The sequence below is a fragment of the Streptomyces sp. RPT161 genome (genome assembly GCF_027533845.1).
Lineage (GTDB): Bacteria > Actinomycetota > Actinomycetes > Streptomycetales > Streptomycetaceae > Streptantibioticus_A > Streptantibioticus_A silvisoli_A.
This window is the reverse complement of record NZ_JAPZVN010000007.1, coordinates 59855-80307: the sequence shown is the minus strand read 5'-3', so window position 1 is coordinate 80307 and position 20453 is coordinate 59855. Positions and strand designations below refer to the sequence as shown.

The following is a 20453-nucleotide window of genomic DNA, read 5'->3' as shown; positions in this document are numbered from 1 at the left end:
CACCCGCGAACCCACGTACGCCGGAGCGGACTTGACCTCTTTCGCCCCCGATTCGATCACCCTGAACCGCAAACTCCCGTTGTGGTACCAGGTGTCGCAGTCGCTGCGCGCCTCGATACTCGGCCGCAGCGCGGACGCGCCGCTACGGCTGCCGACCGAGGACGACCTCGCCGCGCACTACGGGGTCAGCGTGCTCACCATGCGGCAGGCGCTCAAGTCCCTTGAGGAGGAGGGGCTGATCAGCCGCCACCGGCGGCGCGGCACCTTCATCGAACCGGGGGCCCGGCGGGGCGCGCCGGTCCGGCTGCTGGGTTCCGTCGACGCGATCGTGGCCCAGCAGTCGGGCATGCGGGCCACGATCCTCGGCCATGGCGCGGTGCCGGTCCCCGCCGAGATCAGCGAGCACTTCCCCGACGCTACCGAGCTGGTCTCCTACCGCAGGCTGCGCCGGGACGACAGCGGTGAACCGACCAACTGGGCGGACAACCACGTCCTTCCGGAACTGGCCGCCCGCATCGACCTGGCCGACCTGGAACACTGGCCGATGACCAAGGTGCTGCGGGACCGCCTCGGGGTACGGATCAGCCGGATCACCGACACCGTGGAGGCCAGGCTGGCCGACCCGGAGACCGCGCGACTGCTGGACGTACCGCTGTGCAGCCCGATCCTGCACTACACCGGGATCACCTACGACGACGAGGGCCGTACGGTCGACGTGGTGCGCATCCACTACCGCGGCGACCGGTTCTCCTTCTCGGTCACCATGGAGGCGCGGTACTGATCCGCCCTGCGGCGACACCCGGGTCCGGCGTGCCGCCCTGGGGAGCCTGGGGCCATCCCCCGGGAAAGCGCGGCCCGGTCCCACTACCATGCGTGCGGTGAGCGACGACGCGCCCCTGCTCGACGACCTGATGCCGTGGTCCACCGCGCCGCCGCGGTTCGGCAGGAGCTGGGTGCTGGCTCCGGACCCCCGGTCACTGCGAGCCCGTTGGGACACCCTGCTGCGGGCCGGTACGGCGAAGCAGCGCGACGCGCTGTTCCACCCGACCCGGGCACGCAGCGTGCACAGCACGGTGGCGCAGCTTCCGGGCCATCCGGCGCCGACGGGCACGCTCGCCGAGGAGCAGGGTCCGTGCCCCGAGCCGCTGCGGGTGCTGCACGGGCCGTACGACCAGCAGTGGCTGATCCCCGACCACCGGTTGCTGGACACCGCGCGGACCGAGCTGTGGCGGGTGGCGGACGAGCGGCAGGTCTTCGCCGTCGAGCAGGCGCACGTACCGCAGGTGCCCGGCCCGGCGGTGGTGTGCAGCACGCTGCTGCCGGACGGCCACTCGCCCGCCGGGCGCCCCGGCCGGATCCGCCCGCTGTACCGCCGTCCCGGCGGGGTGGAGCCCAATGTCGCCCCCGGGTTGCTGGACCATCTCGGCAAGCGGTGCGAACGGCAGGTTTCCGCCGAGGACCTGCTGGCGTGGATCACGGTGTGTGCCCGGCAGTCCCCCATGGGTCGCGTGGTGCCGCTTCCGGCGAACGGTGAACTGTGGGACGTCGGTGTGGAGTTGGGGCGCACAGCGCTGGACGTGCAGACCCGTGGCGCGCGCAGCGGGGTACGGCCACGACTGCCCGGCGGCCGACGGCCGTATGTGCGCGCGCCGTTGCCCGCCCGGCCGGACGCGCTGCGGTACGACGAACAGGAGGAAGCGCTGCTCGTCGGCGAGGGGCGCATCTCACCGGTACCCCGCGGCGCCTGGGAGTCCCACGCGGGTGGCGTGCGGGTGCTGGAGGCGTGGTTCGAGGCACGTGCGGGCGCCGCCGAACCCGGCACGCTGGCGGCCATCGGGCCGGGCGCGTGGCTGCAGGAGTGGACCTCGGACCTGCTGGAACTGGTAACCGTACTGGCGCTGCTCTCGGAACTGCGAACGCGGCAGACGGCGTTGGCCGCCGCTCTCGACAAGGGCCCGCGCACGGGTAAGGCCGAGCTGCGCGCCGCGGGCGTACTCCCCGTTCCGGCCTCGGCTCGCCGCCCCGCCTCCGTGCTCGATCACCCGGAGGAAGGGCCTGGCGGCCAGTTCGCCCTCCTCTAGCGGTTGCCTACGCCGCGTACCCGTTGAGGATCCGGCCCAGTACGCGCTCGAACGTCGTGTCCGGCTCGGTGGGCGCGGGTGCGGGCCGCCGCCAGGTGGGGATAGGCGCCGCTCCCCAACTCCCTTGCCGGGTGGGCCATGCGGGGCGGTTCGCGCGCAACGGCCGGTGAGCGCGCGGACAGGGATCACTCGGGTGATGCCCGCGCCGCGCGGTACCGGCGCCCCCTGCCGGGTTGGGGCGCCGGATGGCCTCGGGGAAGGGTGCGCCGGTCGGACCGAGGGGCACGGGGTCCCGTCGGTCCGGTCGGCAGCGGGTCAGCCGCGGCTGCCGAACAGCGACCGGCGCAGCCGGCGCAGCGGCGCGAACAGCGAGACGCGGGCGCCGCGGTTCTCCCTGGCCGGGCAGGTGTCCCGGGCCGTCAACTCACGCATCAGCAGTGTGGCGTCCGCGGTCTCACGCTGCGGCACGACGGGGCCGCCGAGCACCGCCAGATGACGGTCAAGACGCGCACTGGTCGCGCTGCTCCCACAGTTGATCGCAGGCACACGTGGCCTGCTGCGCACTATTTGCTCCATTACTTCTCCCCACCCGTACGAGGCACCCGGCCCGGGCAGCGTAACCCTATCGCCCCGCCGCGTCACCCGCGCATCCACGGCCTCGGATTCACCTGCCGAACAGGCGTGTTGCCACCCGGCGCCGCGCGTACACACGGTAGTTGACCGAGTGCCGATGCCAATGTCAGCCAGCCACCGCGGTGAACACCGGAAGGTACCCGTGCGACTGTCCCGCCGCCGTCGGGTGGTACGAATCACCGACCGGAAGCGTCACGCTGTGCAGCCAGGGGTCCTGGCCGCAGATCTCGTGCGCGGCGAAGACTCCGCGAACGTCACCGAAGGCGAAGCCGTGCGCGGCCGCGCGGTCGGCGATGACGGAGTCCAACTGGTCGATCCCCGCGTCGATGGCCGTACGTTTGGCCTCCCCCAGCCCGGCCAGACAGCCGCCGCCGCGTTGGTAGAAACGCGGATAGCCGAGCACCACCACCCGCGCGTGCGGCGCCCGGGCGCGGATCGCCGAGTAGACGGTGTCCAGCAGTCCCGGCAGGGAGTCGCGCACGAAGCCGCGGGCCCGGTCCACCCGCTGGACGCAGAGCAGGTCGGCGGAGAGCGCGCAGGTGGCCATCACCTGCGCGAAGCCCGCGTCATCGCCGCCCACCGTGATGCTGACCAGACCGGTGGCCGAACGCAACGACCCCAGTTGGCCGTTGAGGACGTCCACCGTGGTGGCTCCGTCGCAGGCGGTGAAGGCGAACGACGCGGGAGCGGCGGCGGCCGCCCACAGCTCCGGATAGGCACGGGTGCTCCGGCGGCATTCCCCGCTGGCCGCGATGGTGCCGCCCGCGCCCACCCCGGCGGAGTACGAGTCGCCGAGCGCCACATAGCCGGGCCCGGCCGCGCCCGCGCCGCTCGTCCCCCAAAGACTGAGGGCCGCGATGAGGGGCAGGGCGGACAAGGTGGCGACAAGCCGGGTGATCCTCATGGAACCTCTCTCGACGGCGTGTTTCTGCCGCGTCCGTCGTAGCAGCGGACGGCCCACCGCGGCGGTACCCCGCCCGGAGATTCCCCCGATCGGTGATGGTGTGTCCCAAGAGGCCCGGACTGCTTGACGGGCTGCCGGGACTGCGCAACATTGAAGCCCGGGGGGCAAGTCGCCAATGCATCCAATTGCCAGGGAATCTCTGCCACTTCTCGCTGGTGCCGCCGTCGGCACGGGAGTGGCCGGCGCCGCGCTCGTACTGGCCGACATCAGTTCGCCGCTGCGCGCACCGTTCACCTTCTTCTTCCTGATCGTCGCGCCGGGGGCCGCGCTCGCCAGCACGCTGCGCAGCCTTGACCCGCTGACCCGGGTGGTGGTCGCCGTGATCGGCTCGATCGTGCTGGACCTGCTGGTCGGCCAGGTGATGCTGATGCTGCACCTGTGGTCGATCCGCGGCGGGGTGGCGGTGGTCGCGGCGTTGAGCGCGACGCTGTTCCTGCTGCCACTGGCCCGGCACGGCTACGGAGTGACGGTGCGAAGGCGCGATCCTTGACATCCCGGATACGCGTCCTGCGCCCCGCCGAGCTGACCGAGGCCGACCGGGCGGCCTGGACCGGCCTCCAGTCACGGGCCTGGGTCTGCGGCAGTCCGGCGCTCGCCAGTCCCTTCCTGTCCCCGGAGTTCACCCTGGCGGTGGACCGCTTCCGGCGCGGGGTTCGGGTGGCGGTGGTCTACGAGGACGGCGAGCCGGCCGCGTTCTTCCCCTTTCAGCGCACCGTGCTGGGGGTGGGTCGGGCGGTCGGCCTCGGGCTGTCCGACTGCCAGGGGCTGGTGCACCGGCCGGGTTTCCAGTGGGAGGCGCGGGAGCTGCTGCGCGCCTGCCGGCTGGCGATCTGGGAGTTCGACCACCTGGTGGAGGGCGAGAAGCCCTTCGAGGTGGGCGCCACCGGCTCGTTCCCGTCTCCGGTGATCGACGTGGAGCAGGGGTACGAGGCGTATCTGGGCTATCTGCGCTCCCACGCGCCGAAGTTCGTGCGCACCACGCTGGCCAAGGAGCGCAAGCTGGAGCGGGACGCCGGCGGGCTGCGGTACGTGCACGACGAGCGTGATCCGGCCGCGCTGCGCACGTTGATGGGCTGGAAGTCGGCGCAGTACCGCAGGACCGGGCGGAGCGACCGGTTCGCCCGGCCGTGGATCGTGCGGTTGGTGGAGCACCTCTTCAACGTCCGCGGCGAGGACTTCGCCGGACAGCTCTCCGTGCTCTATGCGGGCGGTCGTCCGGTGGCGGCGCACTTCGGGTTGCGATCCGACCGGGTGGTCGCCTGTTGGTTCCCGGCGTACGACACCGCGTTCGGCAAATACTCGCCGGGCCTCGCGTTGCATCTGAGAATGGCCGAGGCGGCTGCGGCGAATGGTATCTCCTACCTTGATCTCGGCCGCGGTGAAAAAGAATACAAAGAGTCGCTCAAAACGCGTGAACTTTCGGTCAGCGAAGGTTGGGTGACAAGGCGCCATCCGGTCGCCATCGGTCACCTGGTCAGGCGTGCGCCGGTGCGGGCGGCCCGCAACGCGGTGTTGGCGCGCCCCCAACTCCTGGGCCGCGCCGATCAGTTGCTCAGACTGCTGGGGCGGCTGCGGACCGAACGGTGACGCGCCCCCGTGCCACCGTACGCATCCAGCGCTCCTTCGCGCCGGATCGTGGCGACTTCGCGTACAACCCGCTGCCCAGCTCATTTGTCCAGCGAGTCGAAAGGAATGATTCGCTTCCCCGCAAGTTCGATCACTGAGGCAAGATCAAAAGGACAGCCGCGTAGTATTTTCCGTCAATTGTGAATCACGACGCCGGGTCTTGCCTTAGAGTCCTAATCATCAATACCGTCGGACATCCACCCGCATCAGCCATCAGGGAAGGGCGGCCCTAGGAGACCTCAGGGGAGGGGGCTCAACAGGCCGCGATGGAACCGGTGCGGGGCGCGGTAGGGGGGTGCCGTGCTCGGACACTGCGCATGTGCCGAGCCGCGCACCGCGCGGCCGGTCACGTACGCCAACTCACCAGGCTCGCAAGGCGCCAGACCCGCCCATGGGCGATACCGCCCTGGGCGAAGTCGGCATGGAGCAGGTGAGACCCCCCTTTCGAACCGGACCCACGACACGGGCCGCCCGGCGCGGGCGGTCGACCGGACGAGAGGGAAACGGACTCATGAGCTCGTTTGTTCAACCGGCCGTACCCGGACCATCGCTAAGTTCGAACCCACCAACGGACCGCTCCACCGTCGCAGCTGCGGCGAAGTTCCGGCCGATCTCCACACACCTGGCGATCACCCCGCCGGTCAGCGTCGTCATCCCGGCGATGAACGAGGCGGAGAACCTTCCCCATGTGTTCGCCACGCTCCCGCCCTGGATCCACGAGGTCGTCCTGGTCGACGGGCACTCCACCGACGACACCGTGAAGGTCGCCCGTGAACTGTGGCCTTCGGTGACCGTCGTCGAGCAGCGCGGCCGCGGCAAGGGCGATGCCCTGATCAGCGGCTTCGCCGCGGCCACCGGCGAGATCATCGTGATGGTGGACGCCGATGGCTCGGCCGACGGCAGCGAGATCGTCAGCTATGTCTCCGCCCTGGTCTCCGGGGCCGACTTCGCCAAGGGCTCGCGCTTCGCCAACGGCGGTGGCACCGACGACATGACCCCGATCCGCAAACTCGGCAACTGGGTGCTGTGCGCACTGGTCAACGCCAAGTTCGGCGCCCGCTACACCGACCTGTGCTACGGCTACAACGCCTTCTGGAGACACTGCCTGGACCACATCGCGCTGGACTGCGCCGGTTTCGAGGTGGAGACCCTGATGAACATCCGCGTGGTCAAGGCCGGCCTGAAGGTACAGGAGATTCCCAGCCATGAGCATCTGCGCATCCACGGCGCCAGCAACCTGCGGGCGGTACGGGACGGTCTGCGCGTGCTGAAGGTCATCCTGCGGGAGCACAGACCCCGTCGGCTGCGCTCCCGCCCGGCGATGCTGCCCGCCAGCGCCAGCCTGGGGGAGGGTTCTTGAGCACGGAGACCGTCTCCGTGGTGATCTGCGTCTACACCGAGGACCGCTGGGGCGACATCCTCGCCGCGGTGGCCTCGGTGCGGGCGCAGAGCCTCCCGGCACACGAAACACTGCTCGTGGTGGACCACAACCCCACGCTGCTGGCCCGGCTGCGCGAGCGGTACGCGGACGACCACACCGTCAGCGTGCTGCCCAACGCCGGGCCCCGCGGCCTGTCCGCGGGCCGCAACACCGGAATCACCGCGTCCAGCGGCTCGGTCATCGCGTTCCTGGACGATGACGCGGTGGCCGAACGGGACTGGCTGCGGCACTTCGTGGCGGCCTACGAGGACCCGCGGGTGATGGCGGTGGGCGGCAGGACCATGCCCGCCTGGGCGTCGGGACGCCGCCCGGGGTGGTTCCCGCGCGAGTTCGAGTGGGTGGTGGGCTGCACCTATCTGGGCCTGCCGCCCGGCCGGGTGCCGGTGCGCAACGTGCTGGGCGGAAACGCCTCGTTCCGGCGCACGGCGTTCGACGCCGCTGGCGGCTTCGCCACCGGGATCGGCCGGGACGGCGACAAGCGCCCGCTGGGCTGCGAGGAGACCGAGCTGTGCATCCGGCTGCGGCGGGCCCGCCCGGACGCGCTGCTGCTGCTCGACGACCGCGCGGTCATCCACCACCGGGTGCCACCGGCGCGGGAGCGGTTCGGCTACTTCCGCACCCGCTGCTACGCCGAGGGCCTGTCCAAGGCACTGGTGGCCCGCAGCGTGGGCACCGAGGCCGGGCTGGCGACCGAACGCCGGTACGCCACAAGGGTGTTGCCGTTCGGAGTGGCCCGCGGCGTACGGGACGCGCTGCTCGGCCGGGTCAGCGGCCTGGCCCGGGCCGGTGCGATCGTGGCCGGGCTGGCGACGACGGCGGCCGGATACGCCGTCGGCACCGTACGGTCCCGCAACGGCGGCCGGTTCGTCATCCCCGTGGCGGAAGCGCAGGGCACGGATCCCGGGAGGGCCGACGCGCCTCGGGAAGCCCCACACAGCGGACAGCACAGACCGGGAGCGGTGGCATGACCACAGGTGGGGTGCCCATCTTGATGTACCACGCGGTCGCCGACGCCCCGGCGAGGGCCGCGCGTGGGCTTTCGGTGACGCCGTCGGCGTTCGCCGAGCAGATGGAGTTGCTGGCGGAGCGCGGCTTCACACCGCTCACCACCCGGCAGTTGGCCGCCGTCTGGCGGGACGGACGGCGTGCGCTGCCCGAACGCCCGGTGCTCATCACGTTCGACGACGGGTACGAGGGCGTGCACCGGCACGCGCTGCCGGAACTGCGGCGGCACGACTTCGCGGCGACGCTGTTCACCTCGACCGGCTGGGTGCGCGGGCGCGGCACGCAGGACCAGGCTCCGGGGGCGCTGGACACCATGCTGGACTGGGACCAGGTACGCGAACTGGCGGCGTCCGGGGTGGAGATCGGCGGGCACAGCCACAGCCATCCGCAGCTGGACCAGCTCTCCGACGAGCGGCTGTGGTTCGAGGTGCTGCGCTGCAAGGAGATCCTCACCGAGGAACTGGACGCCCCACCTGTCTCGTTCGCCTATCCGTACGGCTACTCAAGCCAGCGGGTGCGGCGCATGGTGCGCACCGGCGGGTTCGGCATCTCGCTCGCCGTGGGCAACCGGCTGGCCTCCCGGGCACAGGGACCGTACGCGCTGCGCCGGGTCACCGTGCGCCGGTCCACGTCCATAACCGAGTTCGAACGACTCGTCGAGGGCCGCGCCGTCGCCCGGAACTTCGCCAAGGACCGGGCGTTGACAAAGAGTTATGCCATGGTGCGCAGAACCCGCCGAGCACTGGGGAAGGTACGCGGAGCCCGTGTCTGAGACGACCACCCAGGAGACATCCGGTACGAGCGCGACCGGCCAGGGGGCACCCCGCCGGGCAGCGGCGGGCCCCGGGGTCGCCGCCGAACCACCGCCGAAACGCGGTCGGTTGCGGCTTCCCGGACGGCGCGGCGGAGGCGATCCGCTGTTCCGCAACGCCTACGCGCTGATGCTCAACACCGGGGTCTCCGCGGTGCTCGGGCTCGGCTACTGGCTGGTCGCCGCCCGCTACTACAGCGATGACGCGGTGGGCCGGGGCTCGGCCGCGATCGCGGCGATGAAGTTCCTCGCCGGGATCACCGCGGTCACCCTCACCGGTGCGCTGGCCCGGTTCATCCCGGTCGCGGGCAGGCGCGCCTCGCGGCTCATCTCCGGTACGTATCTGGCGAGTTCACTCGTGGTGGCGGTCGCCGCGGGGGTGTTCCTGCTCACGCTGGGGTGGTGGGGTCCCTCCTACCACTTCCTCAGTGGGCTGGTGCCGGGGCTCGCGTTCGTCGGGTCCGTGGTGGCCTGGTCGGTGCTCACTCTTCAGGACGGGGTGCTGACCGGGCTGCGCAGCGCGGTGTGGGTGCCGTTCGGCAACACGGTGTTCTCCACCGCCAAGCTCGCCCTGCTGGTGGTGCTGGCCGCGGTGATCCCGGCGACCGGGGTGTTCGTCTCCTGGGTCGCGGCGATCGCGCTGTCCGTACTGCCGTTGGGCTGGCTGGTCTTCCGCCGGCTGATCCCGCGCCATGTCAAGGCGACGCAGGACAGGACGGATCCACCGTCGGCGCGGGAGATCGGGCGGTTCCTGGCCGGGGACTACACCGGCTCGCTGTTCGCGCTGGCCGCGCTCTACCTGGTGCCGGTGATCGTAGCGGCGCGGATCAGCGCGGAGGACAACGCCTACTTCTACATCACCTCCACCATCGGCGGCACGGTCGACCTCCTGGCGATCAACATGGGCGCCTCGCTCACCGTCGAGGGGGCGCACGACCCGTCGCGGATCGCCGAGAACTGCCGGGCGGCGCTGCGCCGGATGGCCCGCATCATGATTCCGATCTGCATGACACTGGCGGTCTTCGCACCACAGATACTGCATGTCTTCGGTGCGGGATACGCGGCCAAGGGCGGGCCGCTGCTGCGTTTCATGGCGGTCGCCTCGCTCACCCGGGTGCTGTTCGAGGCGTACTTCGGGGTGCTGCGGGCGCAGAGCCGAACCTCGCGGATCGCGATGCTCCAAGGGCTGCTGTGCGCACTGGTGCTGGGATCGACGCTGCTTCTGCTGCCGCCGCTGGGCATCGTCGGTGCGGGTGTGGCGGAACTGGCCAGTCAGACGGTGATCGCGGTGATCGCCTGCTTCGGCCTGGCAAGGATCCTGCGCGCCCCGGCTCCGGCCTCCTCCGCCGCGCCTCCTCCAGCGGAAGCGCCGCAGGAGGCCCCGCTGGACACCGACACACTGGTGTTCGGCACCCGTTGGGCACTGCGCGCCGCGGTCGACCAGGACACGCTGCCACTCGGCGTCCGGTTGGACTTCGACCATCTGGAGCGGCGGCCCTACGTCCTCCCGCAACCGCAGACGCACCAGGAGTCGCGCGCCGAGGGGACCACCCCGCATCCGGTGTCGGCGCCACCGCCCCCGCAGCCCACCGAGCGACCGCGGGTTCCGTTGCGGGACCGGATGGCGGACTGGTCCTGGGCCGCGTTCGGCGGCTGGCTGGCGCTGGTCGCGGCGCTGGCACTGTACTGGCTGCCGCTGCGCGGGATGGACGACGCCTCGCTGGACCGGATGACCGGCCTGGGCCTGGTCTCGGTACTGCCGCTCCGCACACTGGTGGGCGCGGCCCTGCTCGTGCTGGCGTTCTGCTGGGCGCTGGCGCTGCCCCGATGCCGTCCCTGGCTGCTACTGGCCGTGCTGCTGGCGACCGTGGTGTCGCTGCACGCCGTGCCCGCGGTACTGGAGGCGCAGCCGCGCTTCCCGACCGCCTGGCAGCACGCGGGGTTCATCGAGTACGTCAACCGGACCGGCCACGCGGTCCCGTATCTTGACGCGCGTTTCTCCTGGCCGGGGTTCTTCGCGGGCGTCGCACTGGTCACCAAGGCCTGCGGGATCAGCGATCTGTCCGAGGTGCTGCGCTGGTGGCCGCTGGCGGTCGAACTGCTCTATCTGGCACCGCTGATGCTGCTGCTGCACGCGATCCGGGCGAGTTGGCGAGCCAAGTGGTGCGCCGCCTGGCTGTTCGTGCTGTGCGGCTGGGTGGGCCAGGACTACTTCTCACCGCAGTCGGTCAACTACCTCTTCTACATCATGTTCGTGGCCGTACTGCTGGTGTGGTTCCGCTCCCCCCAGACCGGGGGCACGGGGCGGATGCCGGGTGAGGCGCAGGCGCGTCCGGCGGGCCGGGCCGACCGGGTGGTGCTGCTCGGCGTCGCGCTGGCGCTGTTCGCGGCGTCCGTGGTCAGCCACCAGCTCACCCCGTTCGTGATGCTGGGGGTGGCCGCCGCGCTGGTGGTCTGGAAGCGCTCGACACTGTACGGGCTGCCGCTGCTGTGCGGGGTCATGGTGGTGGCCTGGGTCGGCTTCCTGGCCGAGCCGTACTGGTCGGGGCACTTCAACGACCTCTTCGGCGGCCTGGGTTCGCTGGGCGGCAACGTCTCCTCCAGCGTCTCCGGACGCATCCAGGGTGGCTCCCCCACGCACAAACTGGTGCTGTACTCAAGAGTGTTGCTCGCGGTGGCGGTGCTGGCGCTGGCCGCCTTCGGCTGGCTGCGCAGGCGGCGTTCCGGAATCAGCGACCGGGTGCTGCTGATCCTGCTGCTGGTGCCGTTCCTGGGGTTCGGCATGCAGTCATACGGCGGTGAGATGGCGCTGCGGGTCTTCCTGTTCGCGCTGCCGGGCGCGAGTGTGCTGGCGGCGCTCGCGTTCTTCCCGCGCACCTCGACGGAGCGCTCGTGGACCGGGCTGACGGCGCTGCTGCTGGCGGGACTGGTGTTGATGGGCGGGTTCCTGGTGGCCCGCTGGGGCAACGAGCCGTTCGAGCGGGTGCGCACCGGCGAGGTGGCGGCGCTGGACTACGTCTACGGCCATGACTCGCCGTCCGCCCGGCTGTTGTGGCCCAGTAAGGACCCGGCCAACGATCCCACGCCCAACCTTCCGTGGATGGCCCGGGACATGGAGAAGGTCGACTACCGCGGGGTGCTGGCCCCACGTGATCCGTCGCGGGTCGGCGCCATGGTCGCCGACCTGAAGGCGGCGGGGCCGCAGTCGTACCTGCTGATCACCTCCGGTACCGCCGGCTATCTGCAGTTGGACGCGGGCTACCCGGCCGACTGGCGCACCCGCGTGGTGGCCGCCCTGAACGCCCGCTCGGACGTTCGGGAGGTGATGTCCAACCCGGACGCCGCCGTCTACCAGTTGGCGGCACCGCCCAAGGGCACGGTGCCGCGCCCGGTGGTCGGCAAGGTCGGCCCGGTGGTGACGTGGACGCGTTGGACCGTGGTGGGCGCGATCGCCGCGGTACTGCTGGTGGTACTGCTCGGCGCCCGTGAGGTGGTACGGGTCGTGGTGCCGGAGTACCGGCGGCGGCGCGGCATGAAGGTGTCCTTCTACCTGGCGCTGCCACTGCTCTTGGTGTTCCTCGCCTCCCTGGCGGACCGCTTCGCCACGTTGAGCTGAGGTGCCCGACGCGCTCACCGTGTGGGCCAACTGACCTCGTAGGGCGTCAGGTTGACGGTCGTGCCGTCGATGTGGGCGGCGGTCTGCTGGTCGGTGGTGTTCACCGCCAGCAGCGTCCTGCCGCTCTCCAACGCAATGACGTTGGCGTTGTCCACGGCGGGAGTGCTCAGTTGGGCGCCGGGCGGGAAGGCGGCGGCGAACCGGCGCAGCAGGTCCAGCATGGGCAGCGGGGTTCCACCCCGCTGGTCGGCCTCGGTGCCGGTCCACAGGCAGCCTGAGCAGTCACCGCTCTCGGACTCCGGATTCCAGTAGAACGCGGTGTCCGTGCCCCCCTCGGCCAGCTGCATCATGGCGGTGGCCTGCACCGCCATCAGCCGGTTCTCCGGCCAGACGGTGTGGTCGGGCTTGACGTACCACTCCGCCCACCACAGGGGCAGCCCGGTGTCCTGGCGCAGCCATCGGCTCAGGTCGTGGAACTTCTGGGTGGCGTTGAAGTCGTCGGGCACCAGGGCTCCGTCATGGGTGGTGCTCGATCCGTCGACCACCAGGAAGTCCGCGCCCGCCTTGTTGCGCATCCAGTAGTCAAGCGCGTCGAGGACGCGCTGGTCCAGGCTGCCCCAGGGGCCGCTGACCGAGGAGGCGTTGTCCTTGGTACCGGGTGGGACGCTGTCCATGTTCAGATACGGGCCACCCACCAGGTTCTGCGGGTTGACGGCCTTCACGGCCCGATAGACCAGGTTGTACAGGCGCGTGTAGTCCTCGTAGTCCCAGCGTTGCGCGCTGTCGTTCCAGAAGCCCTTGAACTCGTTCCACACGATGAAGTCGTGCACGTCCGGATAGCGGTGGGCGACCTTGGCGGCCAGGTCCGCGAAGTCCGCGTAGTGGTCCGGGGTGGGCGCGGCCTCGATGCGCGACCAGTCGGTGGTGCCGGAGGTGCCGCCCTTCATCCAGTCGGGGGCGCAGCACAGGGTGATCACGGGCGTGCCGCCGGTCCTGCGGATCAGGGCGATGCGGCTGTCCAGTCCGCTGAAGTCGTACCGGCCGGGCGACGGCTCGGGGTTGTCGGAGCCCCAGCCCATGATGGCCTGGTTCTGCGGCAGCGGCTGGGCGGCCAGCAGTTTGTCGGCACTGCCCTCGGCGGCCGCGGTGCCCCGGTCGGCGCTGAACTCGGTATGGGTGAAGCCCCAGCCGAGCCGGGCGCTGGGCGGCGCGCCGGTGCCGGGGTCGCCGTAGACGCCGGGGGCGGGAGTGCCGGTGGAGCGTTCCGCGGCGCCGTGGCCCGTGGTGCCGAACATGGTCAGCAGCAGCCCAAGTCCCGCCATCGCGACGGTGAACAGCACGATGACGCGTTGCCACCCAGCACCTAAGAGGCCGAACCTGCCAGCCGCATGACGAGCGCTCACCTTGGCACTGTAAGGCCGAGAAGCATGCGTAACGACCGTTTTGGTAAACCCTGTGAGGGTTTTCCTTGTCGATCACCCGCGAAAATACCGCGCGACTCCGCCCCTTCTGCCGGATCATGGGCGTCATGTCCGCGATGAACCCGCCCGATGACCGCCTACCCGACGCGGCGCTGCCCATCCGGCTGAACACGGCGGGCAACGACTCGCCGTCCGACATCGTGGACGCCATGCTGCTCGGCCGGTTCGCCTCCGGTGCCCAGCCGTACGCCCGCGGCCACTCGGTGCAGCGGGTCAGGTCGGGGGTGACGCTGCTGCCGAACGGTGCGCGGGTGTTGCGGTCGGCGGCCGAGAAGGACCGCCGCGCGGTGCTCGCCGAGGGCGACGGCTGGACGGTCCTGGTGTCCCGGTGGAAGCGCGGCGCGGACGTCACGGTCACCGCGGTCGAGGACGAGCTGGCGCGGCGGATCCTCGACGAGGCGCTGGAGGATGCCGAGGACGAGCCGGAACCGCGGCCGGAGTTGGTGCAGATGGGCTTCTGGCACTTCTCGCACCGCCGCGGCCCGGTCCGGCACACCCGCGCCATCAGCGCGTCGAGTTGGGCGGAGGTACGGGGCAACTACACCGCGACGGTGGCCGAGGCGATGGACAGCCTGATGAAGCTGACACCGGACGGCATCACCGGTCGGCTGCTGCTGCTGCACGGGCCGCCGGGCACCGGAAAGACCTCGTGCCTGCGCACCCTGGCGCGGTCCTGGCGGGAGTGGTGCCAGGTGGACTGCGTGCTCGACCCCGAGCGGCTGTTCAACGATCCCGGCTATCTGATGGACCTGGCCATCGGCGAGGACGACCACGAAGCGCACGACCGGGCCGCGCCGCGCTGGCGGCTGCTGCTGCTCGAGGACTGCGACGAGCTGATCCGCGGCCAGGCCAAGCACACCGCGGGCCAGGCACTGTCCCGGCTGCTCAACCTGACCGACGGGCTGCTGGGCCAGGGCCGCAACGTGCTGGTCGGCATCACCACCAACGAGGAGTTGGATCGGCTGCATCCGGCGGTGGTGCGGCCCGGCCGCTGCCTGAGCCGGATCGAGGTGGGTCCGCTGACCCGCGAGGAGGCGATCGGCTGGCTCGGCACGTCCCAGGGCGTGGGCCGCGAAGGCTCAACCCTCGCGGAACTCTACGCGCTTCGCCGCGGCACCCCGCTCCTGCTGCCCAACCAGGCCGAGGCGGCCGACGGCCTGTACCTGTGAGGCGGAACCATGATGGGCCGGAGCATCATGGCTGAATGACGCATGATTCTCAGAACGCCGCCGAGCAGGTCTGGGCGGCCCTAGGCGGCGCACCGGAGTTGCTGGAGCGGGTGTCGTACGGCAGGCCCAGCGCGGGGTTGCCCGCACGGCTGCCGGTACGGGAGTTGGCCCGGGGAACCGTCGCCGCCTGCTCGCTGGCCGCCGCGGAGTTGGCGGCACGCCGCAGCGGCCGCCCGGTACCGGCGGTACGGGTGGACGACGGTGCGGTGGCCACGGCGTTCACCAGTGAACGGCATCTGCGCATCGACGGTCGCGCGCCCGTCAACTTCGCGCCGCTGTCGGGCTTCTGGCGCACCCGCGACGGCTGGGTGCGCACCCACGCCAACTATCCGCACCACCGCGCCCGGTTGCTCACCTCGCTCGACATTCGCGACAAGGGCGAGGACAAGGAACTGGCCGAGCAACTGGCCAGCGCGCTGGAGAAGTCGGTGGCGCAGGAGGTGGAGGAGCGGGTGTACGCGGCGGGCGGACTCGCCGTCGCGGTGCGCACCCCCGAGCAGTGGGCCGAGCACCCGGCGGGCCGTGCGGCGGCAGCGCAGCCGCTGGTGCGCGTCGAGCGGTTGGACGGTGCGCCCCGGCGGCCGGTACGTCCGCTGCCCGAGGGGGCGCTGCTGCCCGCCGCTGGGGTCCGGGTGCTGGATCTGACCCGGGTGATCGCCGGGCCGGTGGCGGGCCGGACGTTGGCGCTGCTCGGCGCGGACGTCCTGCGGGTCGACTCGCCTCGGCTGCCGGAATCGGCGGACGCCCACGCGGACACCGGCTTCGGCAAGCGGTCGACCCGACTCGACCTGGCACACCAGCCGGACCGCGCGGTCTTCGAGGAACTGCTCGACACCGCGGACGTCGTGATCACCGGCTATCGTCCGGGCGCCCTGGCCCGGCTCGGCCTTTCGGCGGCGGCCCTGCGGGAGCGCCGACCGGGGCTTGTCGTCGCCGAGTTGAGCGCCTGGGGCGATCAGGGGCCGTGGGCGCAGCGGCGCGGGTTCGACAGCCTGGTGCAGGCGGCGAGCGGTATCGCCATGGTGGAGGCGGGGCCGGATGGCCGTCCCGGTGCGCTGCCCGCGCAGGCCATCGACCACGGCACCGGACATCTGGTGGCGGCCGCCGTGCTGCGCGCGCTCACCGAGCGGCACGACGCGGGCGGCGGTGCGCTGTTGCGGTTCAGCCTGGCTGCGACAGGCCACTGGCTGACGCACGGCCTGACCGCCGAGCCACCAGGCGACGAGGCCGGGTACGAACCGTACGATCCAGCGCGTCATCTCGCGCGGGCTGATGCGCCGATCGGCCGTCTCGTCCATGCCCTCCCCCCGGTGTCCTTCGCTGGCGGCCCGGCCACCTGGGCTTCCGCGCCTGGCCGTTGGGGCACGGACGAGCCCGTCTGGGCCTAGCCGCCGCTATCCGTAGACGGCACGCAGCGCGTCCTCGATGGCGGCCAGGGCGGCGCGGCGGTCCAGGCCGAGGTGGTGGGCGCGCTGTGCGTACTCCGCCGCCGCGGCCGCCACCTGGCGCTGCGCGGCGTCGCCCGCGGCGGCGATGAACGTGCCGTGCCGACCGCGGGTTTCGATCACGCCGTCCGCCTCCAGTACGCGGTAGGCCTTGGCCACCGTGTTGGCCGCCAGCCCGAGGTCCTCGGCGAGGCCGCGCACGGTGGGCATCCGGTACCCCACCGGGAGCGCACCGCGACGGGCCTGGGCGGCGACCTGTTCCCGTACCTGCTCGAACGGCGCGGCGGCCGAGTCGGGATCGACGCTGATCTTGAGTGTCACGTACGGTCTCCAGCTGGCTGTGACGGTCGTGTGTCGGGTTCATTGTGCGGCAACACCACCGCGCGGCCCGGGCTTCGCGGTGGGTACCCGATCGAGTCGCCCGCGTGGTGCCAGTGCAACACGAAGCGGTCTCCCGCCCGATAGGCGTCAACGCCCGCTCTGCAGTACGCGACCATGTCGTCCGGCAGCGCGTCGAGCTCGAACCACTCGACGCCCGCGCACTTGTGCGGCTCGCGGTTGGCCACCTCCCCGCTCCACCGGCGCGCCTCGAAGAACCACCCGGTGCGGGCGGTCCCGTTCGGCGCCCGGTGCTGCATCACCAGCGCGACCCGCAGATCCGCCGGATCGATGACCACTGCGATCTCCTCGAACGCCTCGCGGATCATCGCCGTTCGCACGTCCTCGCCGTCCTCGACATGGCCGCTGGGCGCGTTCCACAGCCCGTCCGCGTAACCGGTGTTGGAACGGCGGGCGAGCAGCACCCGATTTTCCTGGCGGAGTATCAGGTGTACGTCCACGATCTCGGCGTGCCGTCGCGCCGGGGCGGTGCGGATCACGGCGGCGTACCCCTCGTTCGAGGTCCGGCCACCCCACAACAGCGCGTCGTGGCCCAGCTGTTCGACGTGTGTGTACGAGGCGAGCGGGGCGGCGAGTTCGGCGAGGGTGTCGGCCGGGATGCCGCCGGGATCCCCCTTCTCGATCAGCACCAGCCGCCCCGCTGGCCGCAGCAGCCGCGTCCAGCGGAGTAGTGCCGCCGCCGGATCCGGCACCGTGCACAGCACATGCCGGGCCAGCACCGCGTCGAACCGCCGCTCGGCGGGCGGCTCGACCGAGGTCACCCGGTGCCCCAACTCGGCTGCCAGCAGCGCCAGTTCGTTCGTCTCACGGCCCAGGACGAGCACATCGCCCGCGCGGTCCGGCAGCCAGCCGCGCAACCGTGCCGCCCACGCCCGCCGCGCGGCGGGATCACACCCCTCGCACTCCATCGCGCACACTCCAGTACTCTGCGTAGTCATGCCGGGATCTTCGCACCCGCCACTGACAACCGGCCCTGACCGGGGGAGTTCACCCCAGGCCCAGGCTCCTGTAGCGGGCCCGACGGGCGGCCAGCCGGTCCTCGTCGTCCATCGCGCGCAGCGCGTTGAGTTCGGCGCCGAGGATGTCGCCGAGCCCGGCCAGGAACGGTTCCGGGGCATCGGCGGCGTCCGGGACCTCCTCCACGATGCGGTCCACGATGCGGTGCGACCGCAGGTCGGCGGAGCGGACGCCCTGTCTGTCGGCGACCTCGTACGCGCGCTCGGTCGTCCGGTACAGGATCGCCGAGGCGCCCTCCGGCGGGAGCGGGGAGAGCCAGGCGTGCCGTGCCGACAGCACCCGGTCCGCGGGCAGCAGGGCGAGCGCGCCGCCGCCCGCGCCCTGGCCGAGCAGCAGGCACAGGGTGGGTGCAGGAAGCGTCACCAGGTCGGCGAGGCAGCGGGCGATCTCTCCGGCGAGGCCGCCCTCCTCCGCCTCCTGGGAGAGGGCGGCGCCCGCGGTGTCTATGACGGTGAGCAGCGGAAGGCGGAGTTCTGCGGCGATCCGCATACCGCGCCGTGCCTCACGCAGGCCCGCCGGGCCCAACTGCGGGCCGTCCGGGCCGTGTCGGTCATGGCCGAGCACCACGCACGGCGCGGACCCGAACCGGGCGAGCGCCAGCAGCAGGCCGGGGTCATGCTCTCCCGCGCCGGTGCCGCTCAGCGGTGTGACGGCGCGGCCGCCGGTGCGCAACAGGGCACGCAGGCCCGGGCGTTCGGGCCGCCGCGAGCGGCGGATCGATTCGGCGGTGGGCGGCGCGGGGGGCGCGTCGGACGGCGCGGCCTCCGATTCCTCGGACGGCGCCGCCCCCGATTCCACAGTATGCGGCGCGTCCGACAGCCGCTGTTGCTCCCGGCCCCCGCACAGCACGTCCAACGCCCGCGCCGCGGCCCCCGCGAGTTGCTCGGCCGGAAGGACCGCGTCCAGCAGTCCTTGCGCCATCAGGTTCTCGGCGACCTGTACGCCCTGGGGGAACTCCTCCCCGTAGAGCGCCTGATGGACCCGGGGGCCGAGGAATCCGATCAGCGCACCGGGCTCCGCCGCGGTGACGTGGCCCAGTGAGCCCCAGGACGCCAGTACTCCCCCGGTCGTCGGATGCCGTAGATAGACGAGGTAGGGCAGGCCCGCCGCCTTGTGGTCGGTGACGGCGGCGGCCACCTTGACCATCTGGAGGAAGGCGATGGTCCCCTCCTGCATGCGGGTTCCGCCGGAGGCCGGGGAGGCGAGCAGCGGCAGCCCCTCCCGGGTGGCGCGTTCCACCGCCCGTACCAGCCGCTCGCCCGCCGCGACCCCGATCGAACCGGCCAGGAAGCCGAACTCGCACGCCACCAGGGCGACCCGGCGGCCCTTGATCCGGCCCTCGCCGGTCACTACCGACTCGTCCAGGCCGGTGCGCTGCCGGGCCCGTTCCAGGTCTGCCCGGTAGTCGGCGTCGGCGGGGGCGGGGACCGGCACCGGTTCGTCCCAGCTGCGCCAGGTCCCGGGGTCGACGACGGTCTTGAACAGGTGCAGTGCGGTCATGGCATCACCCTGCCATGACCGCGCTTCCACGGTGCCTGGAGTGGGCGGCATGCGCCGGGAGTGGCACGGCGCCGCCGCCGCGGCGGGCGCTCGCCGCTTCCTGTGTCCGCGCTTAGCGCCGCCTTAACGGGCCCGTAAGTCGCGGATCCGGCGGATGGACGGCACTAACGTGCAGGTCTCTCCCATTGTGCTGCCGCCTCCAGGGCAGCCTCCCCCACCAACAGGAGAAGCCATCATGCCCATACGCCGTAAGGCCGCCATCGCCGTTGTCGTCGGGTCGCCGTTACTGTTCATGGCGTTGACCGCGACACCGGCCAGGGCGCACGGTTCGTTGGACAAGCCGGTGAGCCGGGTGCTCGCCTGCTACCAGGAGGGGCCCGAGCACCCGGTCTCGGCGGCGTGCCGGGCCGCGGTGGCGGTCGGCGGTACGCAGGCGCTGTACGACTGGAACGCGGTGCGGCTCGGCAACGCGGGCGGCCGCAGCAGGCAGATCATCCCGGACGGGAAGCTGTGCAGCGCCGGTGTTGACGAGTTCAAGGGGTTGGACCTGGCGCGCGCCGACTGGCCCGCGACGCCCATGAGCGGCGGTCCGTTCACGTTCTCCTACAAGGCGACGGCCGCCCACAAGGGCACCTTCGCGCTGTACATCACCAAGGACGGATACGACCCCACCAAGCCGCTGAAGTGGTCGGACCTGGAGGACCAGCCTTTCGCCACGGCCACCAACCCGCCACTGAGCGACGGCAGTTACACCTTCAGCGGCAACGTGCCGCGGCGCACCGGGCGCCATCTCATCTACAGCGTCTGGCAGCGCTCGGACAGCCCGGAAGCCTTCTACACCTGCTCGGACGTGGTGTTCGGCGGCGGAAAGCAGGGTGGCGCCGCGCCCGCCGCCTCCGCGCCGAGCGACCGCCAACTGGCCGCGGGCGCCGCGAGGTCCTCGATGAAGGACATGCCGGGCATGCGCCCCGCCGCCAACCGGCCCGTCCCCAACGGCTCGGCCGGCAACCGGCCCGTCCCCAACGGCTCGGCTGCCGAGCCGCGCGGCACGTCCCTTGCCGAGACCGGGAGTTCCGGCGGCACCATGGCGCTGGGCCTCGGTGGCGCCGCCGCCGTCGCGGTCGGCTGCGTGGTCGTGCTGACCGGCGCTCGGCGCAGGGCTGGAGGCCGCAACCGCTCATAGCGGTTGCGGCCTCCAGGTCACC

General features: G+C 71.7%; 17 protein-coding genes. 11 read left to right on the top strand and 6 right to left on the bottom strand.

Translation table 11 applies throughout. The features are described from left to right. The first annotated feature begins 31 nt into the window (after positions 1-31). Together O5O46_RS16530 and O5O46_RS16525 are read left to right on the top strand one after the other, a co-directional pair. The gene (locus O5O46_RS16530) at positions 32-781 is read left to right on the top strand and encodes a GntR family transcriptional regulator (RefSeq protein ID WP_269856196.1); all 750 of its coding nucleotides are present in this window, start codon (positions 32-34) and stop codon (positions 779-781) included. A gap of 88 nt (positions 782-869) precedes the next feature. After that, on the top strand, positions 870-2081 hold the full coding sequence (locus O5O46_RS16525; RefSeq protein WP_269856195.1) for a type ISP restriction/modification enzyme: 1212 nt from the start codon (positions 870-872) through the stop codon (positions 2079-2081). 315 nt (positions 2082-2396) lie between these two features. Here the strand turns inward: O5O46_RS16525 and O5O46_RS16520 are convergent, their stop codons facing one another. Together O5O46_RS16520 and O5O46_RS16515 are read right to left on the bottom strand one after the other, a co-directional pair. Next, complete coding sequence (locus tag O5O46_RS16520; protein ID WP_269856194.1) at positions 2397-2657, bottom strand: hypothetical protein; 261 nt, start codon at positions 2655-2657, stop codon at positions 2397-2399. A 163-nt stretch (positions 2658-2820) separates the two neighbouring features. Then, positions 2821-3618, bottom strand: a complete 798-nt coding sequence (locus O5O46_RS16515) for an SGNH/GDSL hydrolase family protein (protein ID WP_269856193.1) — start codon at positions 3616-3618, stop codon at positions 2821-2823. A gap of 175 nt (positions 3619-3793) precedes the next feature. Between O5O46_RS16515 and O5O46_RS16510 the strand changes: the two genes are divergently transcribed. The 6 genes from O5O46_RS16510 (at position 3794) to O5O46_RS16485 (ending at position 12177) form a co-directional block, all read left to right on the top strand. Continuing rightward, entirely contained in the window at positions 3794-4168 is a 375-nt protein-coding gene (locus O5O46_RS16510) for a hypothetical protein (RefSeq protein WP_269856192.1), read from the top strand. Then, positions 4165-5265: a GNAT family N-acetyltransferase gene (locus tag O5O46_RS16505; RefSeq protein ID WP_269856191.1), complete on the top strand. Its 1101-nt coding sequence runs from the start codon at positions 4165-4167 to the stop codon at positions 5263-5265. Before O5O46_RS16510 ends, O5O46_RS16505 begins: the two co-directional genes overlap by 4 nt. A gap of 550 nt (positions 5266-5815) precedes the next feature. After that, the gene (locus tag O5O46_RS16500) at positions 5816-6664 is read left to right on the top strand and encodes a glycosyltransferase family 2 protein (protein ID WP_269856190.1); all 849 of its coding nucleotides are present in this window, start codon (positions 5816-5818) and stop codon (positions 6662-6664) included. Beyond that, positions 6661-7713 carry a glycosyltransferase gene (locus O5O46_RS16495; protein WP_269856189.1) on the top strand — a complete coding sequence of 351 codons (1053 nt, stop codon included), beginning with the start codon at positions 6661-6663 and terminating at the stop codon, positions 7711-7713. Before O5O46_RS16500 ends, O5O46_RS16495 begins: the two co-directional genes overlap by 4 nt. Next, positions 7710-8522: a polysaccharide deacetylase family protein gene (locus tag O5O46_RS16490; RefSeq protein ID WP_269856188.1), complete on the top strand. Its 813-nt coding sequence runs from the start codon at positions 7710-7712 to the stop codon at positions 8520-8522. Before O5O46_RS16495 ends, O5O46_RS16490 begins: the two co-directional genes overlap by 4 nt. Further along, positions 8515-12177 carry a lipopolysaccharide biosynthesis protein gene (locus tag O5O46_RS16485; RefSeq protein ID WP_443072550.1) on the top strand — a complete coding sequence of 1221 codons (3663 nt, stop codon included), beginning with the start codon at positions 8515-8517 and terminating at the stop codon, positions 12175-12177. Before O5O46_RS16490 ends, O5O46_RS16485 begins: the two co-directional genes overlap by 8 nt. 14 nt (positions 12178-12191) lie before the next feature. Here O5O46_RS16485 and O5O46_RS16480 read toward each other — a convergent pair whose 3' ends face one another. Continuing rightward, entirely contained in the window at positions 12192-13580 is a 1389-nt protein-coding gene (locus tag O5O46_RS16480) for a xylan 1,4-beta-xylosidase (protein WP_269856187.1), read from the bottom strand. Between the two features lie 125 nt (positions 13581-13705). On the opposite strand from O5O46_RS16480, the gene O5O46_RS16475 reads away from it, so the two are divergent. Beyond that, complete coding sequence (locus tag O5O46_RS16475) at positions 13706-14827, top strand: DUF5925 domain-containing protein (protein WP_269856186.1); 1122 nt, start codon at positions 13706-13708, stop codon at positions 14825-14827. Between the two features lie 35 nt (positions 14828-14862). Then, on the top strand, positions 14863-16275 hold the full coding sequence (locus O5O46_RS16470) for a CoA transferase (protein ID WP_269856185.1): 1413 nt from the start codon (positions 14863-14865) through the stop codon (positions 16273-16275). A 6-nt stretch (positions 16276-16281) separates the two neighbouring features. On the opposite strand, the gene O5O46_RS16465 is transcribed toward O5O46_RS16470, so the two are convergent. From O5O46_RS16465 to O5O46_RS16455, 3 genes are read right to left on the bottom strand one after another with little or no spacing between them, the layout of a single operon-like run. Beyond that, positions 16282-16653, bottom strand: coding sequence for a GntR family transcriptional regulator (locus O5O46_RS16465; protein ID WP_269856184.1), 372 nt, complete (start codon positions 16651-16653; stop codon positions 16282-16284). Next, positions 16650-17669 (bottom strand): NUDIX domain-containing protein, encoded by a 1020-nt coding sequence (locus O5O46_RS16460; protein ID WP_269856183.1) that lies wholly within the window; start codon positions 17667-17669, stop codon positions 16650-16652. The genes O5O46_RS16465 and O5O46_RS16460 overlap by 4 nt, the downstream gene beginning before the upstream one ends. Before the next feature lie 49 nt (positions 17670-17718). Beyond that, the gene (locus tag O5O46_RS16455) at positions 17719-19248 is read right to left on the bottom strand and encodes a carboxyl transferase domain-containing protein (protein ID WP_269856182.1); all 1530 of its coding nucleotides are present in this window, start codon (positions 19246-19248) and stop codon (positions 17719-17721) included. 235 nt (positions 19249-19483) lie between these two features. On the opposite strand from O5O46_RS16455, the gene O5O46_RS16450 reads away from it, so the two are divergent. After that, positions 19484-20431, top strand: coding sequence for a lytic polysaccharide monooxygenase auxiliary activity family 9 protein (locus O5O46_RS16450; protein WP_269856181.1), 948 nt, complete (start codon positions 19484-19486; stop codon positions 20429-20431). Positions 20432-20453: the final 22 nt, after the last annotated feature.